The sequence below is a fragment of the Sporosarcina contaminans genome (assembly GCF_042679045.1).
Lineage (GTDB): Bacteria > Bacillota > Bacilli > Bacillales_A > Planococcaceae > Sporosarcina > Sporosarcina contaminans.
The window spans coordinates 1-13,554 of record NZ_JBHTLT010000033.1 but is presented as its reverse complement, the minus strand read 5'-3'; the positions used below and the strand labels follow the sequence as shown (position 1 = coordinate 13,554).

Annotated in this window: 8 protein-coding genes; 2 read left to right on the top strand and 6 right to left on the bottom strand. The window is 40.4% G+C overall.

What is annotated here, in order from left to right; translation table 11 throughout:
• The 3 genes from ACFQ38_RS06815 to ACFQ38_RS06805 form a co-directional block, all read right to left on the bottom strand.
• Positions 1 to 924 (bottom strand): ABC transporter permease, encoded by a 924-nt coding sequence (locus ACFQ38_RS06815; RefSeq protein ID WP_381480160.1) that lies wholly within the window; start codon positions 922 to 924, stop codon positions 1 to 3.
• A gap of 12 nt (positions 925 to 936) precedes the next feature.
• On the bottom strand, positions 937 to 1,854 hold the full coding sequence (locus ACFQ38_RS06810; RefSeq protein WP_336822410.1) for an ABC transporter permease: 918 nt from the start codon (positions 1,852 to 1,854) through the stop codon (positions 937 to 939).
• A gap of 165 nt (positions 1,855 to 2,019) precedes the next feature.
• Complete coding sequence (locus ACFQ38_RS06805; RefSeq protein ID WP_381480159.1) at positions 2,020 to 3,582, bottom strand: ABC transporter substrate-binding protein; 1,563 nt, start codon at positions 3,580 to 3,582, stop codon at positions 2,020 to 2,022.
• A gap of 203 nt (positions 3,583 to 3,785) precedes the next feature.
• Between ACFQ38_RS06805 and ACFQ38_RS06800 the strand changes: the two genes are divergently transcribed.
• A complete protein-coding gene (locus ACFQ38_RS06800) occupies positions 3,786 to 5,021 on the top strand; it encodes a cytochrome P450 (protein ID WP_336822412.1) in 1,236 nt (411 codons plus the stop codon).
• Positions 5,022 to 5,088: 67 nt separating this feature from the next.
• On the opposite strand, the gene ACFQ38_RS06795 is transcribed toward ACFQ38_RS06800, so the two are convergent.
• From ACFQ38_RS06795 to ACFQ38_RS06785, 3 genes are all read right to left on the bottom strand, one after another.
• Complete coding sequence (locus ACFQ38_RS06795; protein ID WP_381480158.1) at positions 5,089 to 6,774, bottom strand: methyl-accepting chemotaxis protein; 1,686 nt, start codon at positions 6,772 to 6,774, stop codon at positions 5,089 to 5,091.
• 417 nt (positions 6,775 to 7,191) lie between these two features.
• Complete coding sequence (locus tag ACFQ38_RS06790) at positions 7,192 to 10,791, bottom strand: lamin tail domain-containing protein (protein ID WP_381480157.1); 3,600 nt, start codon at positions 10,789 to 10,791, stop codon at positions 7,192 to 7,194.
• A 978-nt stretch (positions 10,792 to 11,769) separates the two neighbouring features.
• Positions 11,770 to 12,246, bottom strand: coding sequence for a GyrI-like domain-containing protein (locus tag ACFQ38_RS06785; protein WP_336822415.1), 477 nt, complete (start codon positions 12,244 to 12,246; stop codon positions 11,770 to 11,772).
• 565 nt (positions 12,247 to 12,811) lie between these two features.
• Between ACFQ38_RS06785 and ACFQ38_RS06780 the strand changes: the two genes are divergently transcribed.
• Positions 12,812 to 13,432: a cupin domain-containing protein gene (locus tag ACFQ38_RS06780; RefSeq protein WP_336822416.1), complete on the top strand. Its 621-nt coding sequence runs from the start codon at positions 12,812 to 12,814 to the stop codon at positions 13,430 to 13,432.
• Positions 13,433 to 13,554 lie beyond the last annotated feature (122 nt).

The following is a 13,554-nucleotide window of genomic DNA, read 5'->3' as shown; positions in this document are numbered from 1 at the left end:
TTAACTCCGGCTTTGTGAACGAGGGTCTAAGACATCACGCAGCCAATCTCCTAAGAAGATGATGCCCAAAACTGTAATCGTAATCGCCAAGCCTGGGAATGTTGCCAACCACCAGCTTGTCGCTAAGTAATCACGGCCATCGCTCAAAATTCCGCCCCAAGAAACGGTCGGCGGTTGTACGCCTAATCCTAAAAAGCTTAGTGAGGCTTCCAAAATAATCGTAGTCGCAACGCTTAAAGTCGAAATGACAATAAAAGATGAAATGACATTCGGCAATATGTGGCGGACAATAATCTTTACATTTTTAACGCCTAATGAACGAGCCGCCCGTACATATTCACGTTCTTTAATGGAAAGCGTTTCCCCTCTTACAATTCTCGCGTACGCAGTCCAATTCGTAACGCCTAATACGATGATTAATGTTGGCACGCTCGGTCCAAATACCGCTAAAAAAACTAACGCAAATAAAATATTGGGGATTGATAAAAATGAATCGACAAGTCGCATGAGAATCGCATCAATCCATTTGCCGTAATATCCCGATACAAGACCAATGAGAATACCAATTATGCCAGCTAAAATGACGGATGAAATTCCAACAAGCAAGGACACTCTTGATCCGTAAATGATTCTGCTTAAAATATCACGTCCTAAGTTGTCGGTTCCTAAAAAGTATCCAGATTCTCCTCCATCTAACCAGGAAGGAGGCTGCAGCATTTTGACTGGATTAATTGCGTTCGGATCATGAGGTGCCAAAAGAGGAGCGAAAACAGCTATGAAAAACACAATTATGATGATCAAAAAACCGAATGTTCCAGTCTTGCTTTTTAAAAGCGATTTGGACAAGCTGACGAACGCATTCCTTTTTTTCTTCTCGCTTTTTATTCCGATAGGATCGGCTGTATGTTGAATATTTGCTGACATTTCGATCCCCCCTTAACTGTATTTAATACGCGGGTCCAAAATTCGGTAAATGACATCTGCCAATAAGTTCATCAAAATGACTAAAATAGCAATGATGAATACACTCGCCTGTACAATCGCCATGTCCCTCGTATTGACTGCTTGAATGAGAAGCTGGCCCAATCCAGGCCATGAAAATACCGTTTCTGTAATTAAAGCACCACCGACAAGCGTTGAAGTTTGGAGTGCTGTAATCGTTACTACAGGTATAAGAGAATTTCGGAAAGCATGTTTATAAACAACGAAAAAGTCACGAATTCCTTTACTCTTCGCAGTTCTGACGTAATCCTGACTTAAGATTTCGACCATGCTCGAGCGGATGAGCCTTGTCATTTCCGCAGCAATGCCCGTCCCCAATGTAATAGCAGGTAATATTAAATGGGCAACAGTGCCTCTTCCTGATACTGGAAACCATCCTAATGTGACAGAAAATAGCAAAATTAGCATTATTCCAAGCCAGAAATTCGGCATCGCTTTGCCAAGAACCGCTCCACCAGTTGCCAAAAGATCCATTGAAGTATTCTTTTTCGTCGCTGACCAAATTCCGAACGGTATGCTAATTATTATTGCAATCAGCATAGCTGCCGCAGCCAATTCCAAAGTGGCAGGTAACCGTTCAAGGACTAACGGCAATGCTTCTGTGTTGTATCGAAATGAGTTTCCAAAATCTCCTTGCAATAGCCCTAACATATACTTTCCATATTGCACGATAAATGGCTGGTCAAGTCCGAGCGCAGCAGTTAACCGTTCAATATCTTCTTGGCTCGCATCCTCTGGCAACATTAGTGCAACTGGATTTCCTGCAACAAACACGAGCGAAAAAACGATAAATGAAATGATCAATAGCACCGGAATGAATTCCAACAGTCTTTTTAATAGGAATTTCAGCATCCAAATGATACCTCCCTTACAACTTGTTTACGAAGTCTTTATATGATGTGAAATGCTGTATCAACACCGAATCAAGCTCTGCGTGCGCTACTAATTTTTTATAGCCCTAATCATTCAAGAAAAACAGCAAGGCCAGGAAAGAACCCCGGCCCACGGCTGCTTCAATTATTTTCGTTTGATTTTCGGGACGTAGATCATTTCATCTTGAGGCGGGTTGAATTCAATTCGATCGTTTACCCCTGTATTAATGGTTTCTTGGTAAAGCTGGACATGTGGAACATCTTCAGCCGCAATTTCTTCTATTTGCTGTATTTGTTTTTCACGCTCTTCGGGGTTCATATTCGTAGCAGACGCATTCAACAACTCTTCGATTTCATCATTCTTATAATCCGTTTCTCCTTCGAAACGTTCCGCGCGATACCAGTCAACAGAATAAGCACCGTCAAACATGGAATTACCCAGACCTAATAAATATGCATCCTTATTCTTTTTCGCAGTACGCATTTCTACAAAATTGCTCCACTCCATGAATTCGATATTCACTTTAATACCGACTTGTGCAAGCATACCCGCGATCATTTCTGTCACTTCTGCATCTTGCAAATAGCGGCCTTTAGGTGAGTGCAACGTCATTTCAAATCCATCCGGATAACCTGCTTCGGTTAATAGCTCCTTCGCTTTTTCAAGGTCAAAATTATATGTGTCGTACAAGTCCGGATTATGCCCGAAGTTCCCTGGCCCCACCCGTGTGCGTGTCGGGATTCCGCCGCCTTTTAATGCATGCTCTGCCAATGAGCCATCGTCAATTGCATAATCAATTGCTTGGCGAACGCGGACATCTGCTGTTGGATACCCTTCAGTTGCACGCAAAATCAACATAATCGTACGATTTGAAGTTTGTTTCTTCATTGACGTTCCCTCATTTTTATCGACACGATCCCAATCACTAGGCGGCACGTTTACTGCAATATCTACACCGCCTGTCAGCAACTCTGAAACTCGAGTTGAATTTTCAGGAATAACACGGAATACGACTTCATCCCACTCCTCTTCTTTACCTTCGAAATAGTCTTCAAATGGAACTAAAACAATCCGATCATCACGAATCCATTCTTTAAATTTGTATGGACCTGTTCCAACAGGATTCGACAGGAAATGATCCCATCCATTCTCTTCAATATAATTTTTCGGGAGCATACCTGAACCTAACCGAGACAGTCTATGGAACAATGAAGGCTCTGGTGCATGCGTCACGACATTGAATGTAAGGTCATCGACAATATCTACTTGCTTAATTTGTTTATAGTTCGGGAACTCTTTTAAAGTGTCATCTGTCGCTACACGCTCAAGCGTAAATTTGACATCTTCTGAAGTGAGTGGATCCCCATTATGGAATTTCACGCCTTCTTTCAATTTCATCTGCACTGTCACATCATCCAATTGTTCAAACGTATCAACAAGCTCTGGCTGGATTTCATTGTTATCATCTCTTTTGAAAAGATAATTGAACATATTGTCGTGGACAGCCTCCGTAGAAGTATTGTTATGATTATGAATATCGAAGCTAACAATATCCGATCCCATTGCGATCGTCAGTGTGCGGTTATCTCCTTCGCTGTTTTTATTGCCAGCAGATCCACTATCCGATGACCCGTCACCGCTGCATGCAGCAAGTAATGCAGCAGATAGCAACATGACAAAACATAGCAAAAACCCCTTTTTGCTCATCATTTCTCCCCCTTATTCCAATTCATGAATATTTATTAGATTAATAGTATACTAAGAAGATTCGATAAACAATATATTTTTCAACATTTTTGTATATTATTTTTATATAAATAATTTCATCGAAATTCCTTGTAATTTGATGTTACTGAGCAATTATTTAGGGAATATTACAGTATCATCATATAAATAGGAGTTGGCATATCATGCAAATACCTGCTGATAAAGGACTGGATCATACTTTTCAATTGTTAACGGAAGGCTATTGTTTTTTACACAATAGATTCGATAAATATAATTCCGAGATTATTGAAACGACGTTATTGGGGAAAAAGATGATTTGTATGGTCGGACGCGATGCTGTCGAATTATTTTATGACTCTTCCCGTTTTACACGAATTGGGGCAATCCCGAAAAGGGTGCAAAAGACGTTGTTCGGAGAAAATGGAATTCAAACGATGGAGGGAAAGCAACATAGCGCTCTGAAACATTTATTTCTATCTATGATGAGTGAAGAAGGACTACAGTACATCCATAAACTGACTGTAGAACAATGGAATGCTCAAGCATCAAAATGGAATAAAGGAGAGCGTATCATATTATTCGATGAAGCGGAAGAGGTGTTATGCCGAGTAGCATGTATATGGGCTGGCGTACCTCTTAAAGAATGCGAAGTATCGAAACGCGCATATGATTTAGGAGCTTTGATTGACGCCTTAGGCGGTGTCGGCCCACGTTATCAAGAAGGCAGAAAAGCTAGGAAGCGCACTGAGGATTGGATCAAAAATATACTTTCTGAATTTCGCAATGGACAATTCAAAAGTGTCGGCAAAGCCATTGAGAAAATTGCAACATACAAAGATGCAAATGGAAAATTACTCGATCTTCAGAGCGCCGCTGTAGAATTGATCAATGTACTACGCCCCATAGTAGCAGTTGCCCGTTTTGTCGTTTTCAGCGCGCTTGCCTTGCACGATCATCCGGAATATGAAGACAAACTTTCAAATGCAACAGATAGTGAGTTGGAGATGTTCGCACAGGAAGTACGCCGTTATTATCCGTTCGCTCCATTTTTAGGAGCGAAGGCACGTACTGATTTTGAATGGAAAGGTTATTCATTTCATGAGGGAGACACGGTATTAATTGACTTATATGGTACAAATCACGATCCTACTATTTGGCAAAGTCCAAATGAATTTAAGCCGGAAAGATTTATAGATGAAAAAATTGATCTTTACAATTTTGTTCCTCAAGGAGGAGGTGATCCAGCACGCGGGCACCGATGCCCTGGTGAAGGTTTAACGCTTTCAATTATGAAAGCTACATTATCATTCCTTGTGAATGACTTGGATTATGTAGTTGTAAAAGATCAAGACTTATCGATCAACTTTGTACGGATGCCAACATTGCCCGCAAGCAGGATGGTTTTAGAAATCCGATAAGTCTTTAAACTTTAAAAAAGGACTGTCAAGCGGCTGAATGCGCAGTTGGCAGTCCTTCCTTTATTTATTAAATGGTAAATCTTTGAACCATATGCTGCAGTTCCATCGCTTGTTTGCTTAGATCATGAGCTACAGCGTTCACTTCTTCAATCGTTGCCATTTGTTCTTCAATGGCGGCTGCGTTCTGTTCCGTCGTATTCGATGAATCGGTTGCTTGTGAAGAAATTTCTTGGACTGAAGCTGCAACTTCTTCCGCACTTGCAGAAATTTCTTCTGTAGCGGATGAAATTTCTTCAATCTGGTCGGACATCGTGTTAACCGAAGCAATGATTCTAGTAAATGCTTCGCCTGCTACTTCAATCGTCTCCACACCTGATCCAACATTTTTCAAGCTCTCATCTACTGCCATTTCTACATCTTTTGTATCTTTTTGTATTTCTGCAATCAACGAAACAATTTGGCTAGCCGATTGCTTTGATTCTTCCGCTAATTTTCTGACCTCGTCTGCTACAACAGCAAAACCTTTGCCATGCTCTCCCGCCCTAGCTGCCTCAATCGCAGCATTTAACGATAGGAGATTCGTCTGTTCTGTTATTTCTGTAATCACTTTCGTAATCTTTTCGATTTCCACTGATTGCCTGCTCAATCTTCTAATGAGTTCACTCATCTTGTTGGATGAATTATAAATGAGTGCCATTTGCCCCTTCGCCGTCTCGATGGACTCTTCGCTATTTTCAGCGATGACCATTGTATCAGCAGCAGTAGATTTCAGAAGCTGCGTAGACTCGGCAATTTTTTGTAATCCACCGGACGTCTCTTCCATTGCAACTGAACTCTCTTGTGCAGAGGCTGCAGCAGTTTTCGAGCCGTTCGATAAAAAATCCATATTGCCGCTTAGTTCCTGTGAAGCTCTTGCAACCTCATCCATGCTGGCAGAAAGTTGCTCCGCCGAAGCTGTTACGTGTAAAGCACTTCCATTCACTTCACTGATAAGCTTTTGCAAATTATCTTTCATCATATTAAAAGAAACAGCCAATTCCTTTATTTCATCTTTCGACTTTACTTCAATATTTGGAACGGTTAAATCCCCTTCCGCAATTCTTACTGCTGCATTTGCTAAGCTGCGAACTGGTTTTGATACTGCATTAGCGATCGTCACAGCAATCAATGCTCCTAATATAAGCCCAATAATGATCGCACTCCATAGAACAATTTCCGCTATTCTTACGGTATGTTCAACTTCTGCTCTTTCCTGCTTCAATTGATTCTCTTGATAAGCTATAATCTCAACGCTTGCAGCTTCGATGTTTATATTAGCCTCACTAGCTTCTCCGTTTAATACTTTCAAAGCTTCCATCGTCTTTCCCGCTTTGGCAAGATCAATGACTTCGGTAGCTGCTTCGTCGAACAATGATATGTTTTCCTTCACAATTGCCGTTAAGCTTTTCATTTCATCCGAGTGAGTGTATGTAGATAATTCATCAACCGCCGATTTTAACCTTTGCTGATGATTTTGCAACATCGGTAATAGATTTTCATCATTTTGCAGGATATAAGCACGTATATACAAGCCTTGCATTCCCATCTCCTTCTGAATTCTCTCAGATAACTCTGATTGTTTCATCCGGTTGTTGAGCATCTTTTCGTACGATGACGTAATATTGCGCGACTCGTAAATACTAAAAGCTGAAATTACAATTAAAATTACTAAAACAGCCCCAAAACCCGCATAAATTTTCTTTCCTATTGACATGACCATTCTCCTTGGGATTCAGATTAAACGATTAATTTTAATATAATAGTAGATTGGTCTTAGGTCAATAAGATTATTAATATATTTGTAAAAAAAATTTATTAAAAACGCTATCATTTCCATTACTTTGCAGTACTGATATAAATAGAAAACCCAGCTTGTTGACAAACGCTCGCATACTGCGAATCGAACAGCGAAGGGTTCGATTTGCCGTATTTCTGCGTTCTTTGCAGAAATTAAGGCACCTCTAGGACGTGGCGTTCTTAGGTTGCCTTATTTGATAAGCGTTTTCAAGCCAAGATAGGCAAACACTTATATAGTGGCTACAAACCTTAAAAGGACTGTAGACAAAGTAAAAAGATACTTTGTCTACAGTCTGAATCAAGGGACTAGACCCTTGGTTTCCTCCCCATCATCTTATATGTTCTGATACTCTTCGAGTGAACCTTTAACATTCGATACTCCATTTACTGGTAGTTCAATTTGCTTGCCTTTTGAATTATAAAACAACACTTTCGAAGAATCTGCTCCTTTGACAAAGTCGATTTTATGAATGTTTTCTGCGCCTCTAATTTCAAGTGGATGGTCGCCTTTCACGATAATATGCCCCATTTCCGTTCCTTTTAAATCAACAATTAAGCCTTTCTTCTTCGGCTGCATGATGACAAGATTCGTTTTGAATCCTTCACCGGTCAATTCAGCATAATCTCCTTTTAAATAGACTCCTTCTTTCAACGAGGAAGCACCATCCATATAGATCGCTACACTCGGTTCAGCAATATTCAGCTTCTTCTTATGTTCTCCAATGAGCGTATAGGTTTTTTTAATCGGCACTGGCTCCCACACTACCGGTTCCTCAAAGCTGATTTGCACCATAACTGGGTCATGGTCGCTCGCACGGCCTGCCATGTCCGTGAAGTCGGCATTAATATGCAAAATATCAATCAAAGCTTGATCGACAAGATTATTGGACACTAAAATATGGTCCAACACTTGCGAATTGCCTTGGAACACGTAAGAATAACGATCTTTCTTCTCAACATGGTTAATAAGATTTGTCATAAGGTCCCCTTCATGGATTTTCAAGCTGTCTGAAAACTGAAAGTCATTGAAGTCCCCAAGAGATACAATATTCGCATTTGGATTATCGGTTTTAATGTCACGAATAAAACGATAGACAATTTCTGCGATTTGCTTGCGTTGCACCTCGCTGCCATTAATAGGCGGCTGCACTGCTCCAAACAGTGGTGTGTCGCCATTTTTCGAATTCCAATGGTTGACAATGACCACTACAGATTCTCCTTGAAACTCAAATTGTGCAGCTAAAGGCTTTCTACTATTATTGAATGCTTTATGATTCGGATCAATACGTCCCGGATTCAATGTTAACTTGCCGTTTTCATAGCCGACAGATGTCGTCGCATCGCCATGAGGCATTCCTTCTGATAACTTTACACGGTCAGGATTGTATAAAAATCCAACGCGAATATTCGCATTCGGTTGACCGCCATCCGCATTATTGACCGGATCAATATTCACGTACTCATAATTTGCTCCTCCGGCATCTGCAATCGCTTTTATGAGTCGCTCATAACTTTCGTTTGCGCTTGAATTCCCAGCATCGGGCCCATTATTGTCTTGTACTTCCGTAACTCCGACAATGTCAGGACTTTGCATATCTACCGCAAAAGCTCTCGCCAATTTCCTTGCTTTATCATCCGTAGTCGTCTTCCGATTGTTTGAAAAGTTTTCCAAATTATACGATGCAATTGTCAGCTTATCGTCCGCTTTAACAATTGTTGTCGTTTCAGGAGCAGCTTCGCCTTTTACATGGACTTTTTTCATTTCATCTAACGATGTGTAGATTTTATAGTTTTGATATGAATATCCGACAACTCCTTGAATCGGTCCATTGAAATAATCTCCTGTTGCGACTTCAAAATCACGTGCCGGTCTATTCGGTTCTAATCTGAACTGCACCCGATTCGCATTGGCATCGTCCTCTTCTAATAAAATGCCGCCGTTTCGAGTATCTGTCGGTTCATTTGCGAAAACGGTTACAAGATCTCCATGCTGTTGCGGTCCAACCGCTTTTACATCGCCGACTTGTACAATCATTGCTTCCCGGCTTTCCCAAAAGTCTGCTGCATATTTTTCCCGATCAAACTCAGCAAATTGATGGCTTGCAATAAATTGACTTGGCAAATTCTCCTCATTAATAATAAACGGCTTCGGCAAAGGTACATTGCGTTTTACGATTTCGACTTTTCCTCCACGATCATCCCGGATATTAATTTGAGTCGTCTTCAAATCGGTTTGCTGCCGATCATCATAACCGTCTATAGCATATTCGCTCACTTGTCCAGTGACTGAAACCAAATCCCCAATAGATAATTTCCAAACATCTTTCCCACTGTACAACACAACGGCTTCTGAAGTATTCAAGTCACCATCCCGCTCGTCATCGGGCGTTTGAATGTGATAGTACGTTGAGCCATTCAACTCATATTTGTACGTGACAATTCCTTCAATGCCCTCTACCATCTGATTGTTAAATGGAGAGACATGGCCACTCCCTTGAATATCATGGATTTTCAAGCTTTCCGTTATGCGATACGTAAAAGTTCGTACATCGCTATAACGGCCATCTTCTGTCTTTACAACAGCTTTGATCGCAGTATCTTCAGAAATAAAAATAGGTTCAGCATACGTTGCACCGTTTTCGATTGGGTCCAGTCCATCTAACGTATACAAAATAGAAGCATTCGGCGTATAGGTTTCCAATGAAACCGTTACACCGCCAACAAATGTGCCGCTGTCCGGACTTGCGACAACCGGCTGAACGACCGTACTGTCGATGACAATATCTTGTGCAGAACGTGGAATAATCTGATAAGCATCATCAAATTGCTGAACAATCCCCGTAATGGAATCGTAAGTTGTCCCTACCGTTAAATCCAAAGTCGCTGTTTCATCTCGAACGATGAATTCATGGCCATCTGTTGCTAGATAATTTGCCCATCCGCCACCTACTTCTACATCGGAGAGAACGACGTTATGAATCGTCACTAATTGTGATTCTATCGCTTCCCCAAGTTCTGCCCCAGTAACTGTTTTTGATGTAGGATTGCCTACATTACCGGCATTCTCAACAACTTTTGCTTGTTCCAGTTGCAATAGCCCGCGGTAATCAGCCAACTTGCCAGTTAGCGTTACTTCATCCCCGACTGCAATGGCAAGACTCGTAGGCCGGACTGCAATTCCTCCCGTTGCATCTTGAACAGAAATTGTATTTTTCAAATTTGCCGCGACAATCCCTTTGACGGTCACTGTTGCACCTAATTCCATATTACGTGCCTCTCCGATTGGCACCACTTCGGCTGGCTCAGGTTGTTCTATCTCCTCGCCGCCACCGTCTCCATATAGCTTATGGAACCCTAAATAATCAAATGTATCTTTTGGATAAACGATCCACTCATCATCGCGATTAAACGGGTCATCTTCAATTGTATCGCCAGACAATACACCCGGTTTCCGAACAAGCGTTACGTCAGTTCCCCAATTTTGCCTTTCACCGACTTGTCCAAAAGAATCGATAACAGAGCCAAATTTTTTTAAGACAATCGCATCATCGCCGTTGAAATTCGTTACCGTCGAATTTTCAACATCCCCTTTGCTTTTCAATTCAGGCACTGCATCTCGATGATAAAGTACAATAGTTTCGTCATTTGCCAACATACCTGATAATGCGTATTTGGAATTTGCCGAGACAGCTCCGTTCGCATACAGCTCCAACGTATACGCGCTTAAATCAATTTCTGCTCCTGTTCCGTTATAGAGCTCAATTGCCTTGTTAAAGCCACTTCCCTCAACATACTCCGAAATGAGCAAGTCATTTGCCAGACGCTCATTATCTGCTTCCTCCGCCAACGCAAGTACGGCAGGCAACAGTAAGCTTGCCACAAGCCCGATCGACAACAATCCATTTAATCGTCTTTTCCATTTTCTCCTCGTCATGTCCCTATTCTCCTCCCAAAAGGATGTTTTGAAACACTCCCACTACATACATATAGTGATAGGCTATTAATCATCTTCATCGTAACATTCTCACAATCGTTAGCCTATGAGACTTTTTGTAATATTTTTTCACTTCCAAGTATAGCTTTGGACACAATCTAAAAATGGAAAAAGGTGAGAATAGTAGCATACAGCAGCATAATGGGGACAACATTTTATTACCTTTTAATAAAATAGGAGCTTCCACTCAGCACCTATGCATGAAAACTTACTTTCAATACGCAAAAGATCATACAATAACGTATAAACCTCTCAATTCGGTCGCATAAGCACCGTCAACAATGCATAATCCATTCAAGTCCTTCATCTTGTGTAATTTCCTTTTTGCCTGTTTTCAATATTATTGCAATATCCCGCCAAGTTGATCCTTCTGAAGAAACTTGATCAAACGAAAACAAAATTGGATATGGATTCGCATAAAACACGCTAAGCACAACTTTACTTGGAGTAGCGGACATGATAGCCTTTTATCGTGGTTGATAACATTTTAACAGAAAGATGGAAATGGCCTTTTCCCATTTACACTATGATATGGACTCAAAACATGATTGAATTACCAAAGAAAAAGACATCAATTCAAATAAAGAATGAATTGATGTCTCAGACTGTAGACAAAGTATCTTTTTACTTTGTCTACAGTCCTTTTAAGGTTTGTAGTCATGAGATAGGTGTTTGCCCAGCTTGGCTTGAAAACGCTTGTCAGACAAGGCGCGAAGTCGAGCGAAGACCCGAATAGAACTTAGGTTCATGAGGGGACGAGCGAGACGAGCAACGCAGTATGCGAGCGTTTGTCAACAAGCTGAGACACCAATTCAAATAAAGAATGAATTGATGTCTTTTTTATTTTCAGTGCACCTATCTAATTAAAAACGAACGTTTTTTAGTCGTATTACAAGATCGATAGAAGACCGTCCATTTTTATTCATTGATCGGTATTAAAATTTCAACAATTTCTTCCTCAGCACCTTCCAAGTAATAAATCTCTATTGGAAATGATTTGTCATACCATTTTTGGCTATAACCGTTTTCACCCATCCATTCGAAGATCTTTGAATATCCTTTGTCAATCGTCTTATTCGAACAGCTCACTTTTGCGTATTTCATTAAAGGAATTGCAAAACCGACCATGTCTTCAGGTACATCAGCAATTTCTTCAACTTCGAGGCATGCGAAATAAGTTGCCATAATATCGTTACACATATATGGACTCAATAATACTTTTTTGTTTTTGCAATTCTTTATCTCGTCCACTTTTTTCAAGAACTCTACTTGGACTTCGATCGCCGCATTCGGAAATGATTGTGGATAATTCGCTGTAATGCTTTGCCCAATCAATTTAAATTCCTTCGAAACAATCTCACACTCAAAAGTAGCAATTGACGTTACTTCCATCATTTATCTCTCCTTCATAGTCATTTTAATCATTCATATGCTTCCATTTTTCATTATTCATAACGTTTTTTGAATCTATACGACTGATTATACCAATGTTGCCTGTCATTTCGCTGTACTGCACTACCTCGTCAGTAGTCTGCAGAAGGTTTTCCAGCTCATTACAATTAGTTCGCTTGTTGAGAGGTCGTTGTTGAATCACAAACCCTTTTCTTTCTGATTCACGACAGTGTGTGTGGATTCATGTTATTTCATAACGATCACTTCCTCCTTTTAGAATAATAAGTTCAGGGACTCTTAATAACCAACTCATCTCTCAAAACAAGAAATTGTCGGATTATATTGGATTATACTAAATGTATGGATAACTCAAATAAATTTGTCCTATAGTAGAATTTATAAAATCCATAGTACTTTTATATCGGAAATAATTAATAGTATTGTCAAAAGAATACTGACCGTTTCAAAGAGCACTAAAACTTTTTGGAAAGCTTTTTCCTCACTCCCTTCCATCCGCCTACATATCCTGTATAGAATGAAGTCAATATTTAATAGAAAGGATGTAGCATTGAGTTCTTCAATCGATTATTCATTGCCTACGGCGCAGTTTGTTTTTGACATGAAGGATAGTCTTTTTTTCAAGAAGGATAATCGGAATTATATAAATGTCACGGGCGTTGAACAGCTGAACACGTTAAAAAACGTCTCATTTCTTGATATTCACCTTAGTAAAGATAATGTCATTGAACCGCATTATCATCAAAATGCCGAAGAGATCGTCTTTTGCATTTCCGGCAGTGCATTAGTCTCTATACTCAATCCGTTCACCAAACAACTTCAGCATTATTCACTAACTCCCGGAAAGCTCGTCAATATTCCACGAGGCTGGTGGCATTATGAAGTTGCAACAGCTGACAGTACCCACCTATTTGCTATTTTCGATGCACCAACTCCGGAAATCATTCTTGGGTCTGATCTACTATCATTAACGCCACCTGAAATAATGGCTCATACGTATTGTTTGGATGAAAACCAATGGAAAAGAACAATCTCGCCAATCAAATCTTCCGTCATCATCGGACCGCCTAAAGACTGCCGTAAAACGGTTCCCTCTCAAAATCAATATCCATACCCTCATCCATACCAATATCAATATCCATACCAAAATTACTATGGAGCGCAAAGGTAAAAAAAGTGCGGTGATAAAGAGGCTGGGACAAAACCCACCTCTAATTGAAAAAGCCGGTGAACTTTTACGACGAGTAAAAGTTCACCGGCTTTGATTAATATTTGAATAAAAATAAGGACCCA

Coding starts and splice junctions, on each gene's coding strand:
- ACFQ38_RS06790 (WP_381480157.1), bottom strand. CDS start 10,791: ATGACGAGGAGAAAATGGAAAAGACGATTAAATGGATTGTTGTCGATC.
- ACFQ38_RS06815 (WP_381480160.1), bottom strand. CDS start 924: ATGTCAGCAAATATTCAACATACAGCCGATCCTATCGGAATAAAAAGC.
- ACFQ38_RS06785 (WP_336822415.1), bottom strand. CDS start 12,246: ATGATGGAAGTAACGTCAATTGCTACTTTTGAGTGTGAGATTGTTTCG.
- ACFQ38_RS06800 (WP_336822412.1), top strand. CDS start 3,786: ATGCAAATACCTGCTGATAAAGGACTGGATCATACTTTTCAATTGTTA.
- ACFQ38_RS06805 (WP_381480159.1), bottom strand. CDS start 3,582: ATGAGCAAAAAGGGGTTTTTGCTATGTTTTGTCATGTTGCTATCTGCT.
- ACFQ38_RS06795 (WP_381480158.1), bottom strand. CDS start 6,774: ATGTCAATAGGAAAGAAAATTTATGCGGGTTTTGGGGCTGTTTTAGTA.
- ACFQ38_RS06810 (WP_336822410.1), bottom strand. CDS start 1,854: ATGCTGAAATTCCTATTAAAAAGACTGTTGGAATTCATTCCGGTGCTA.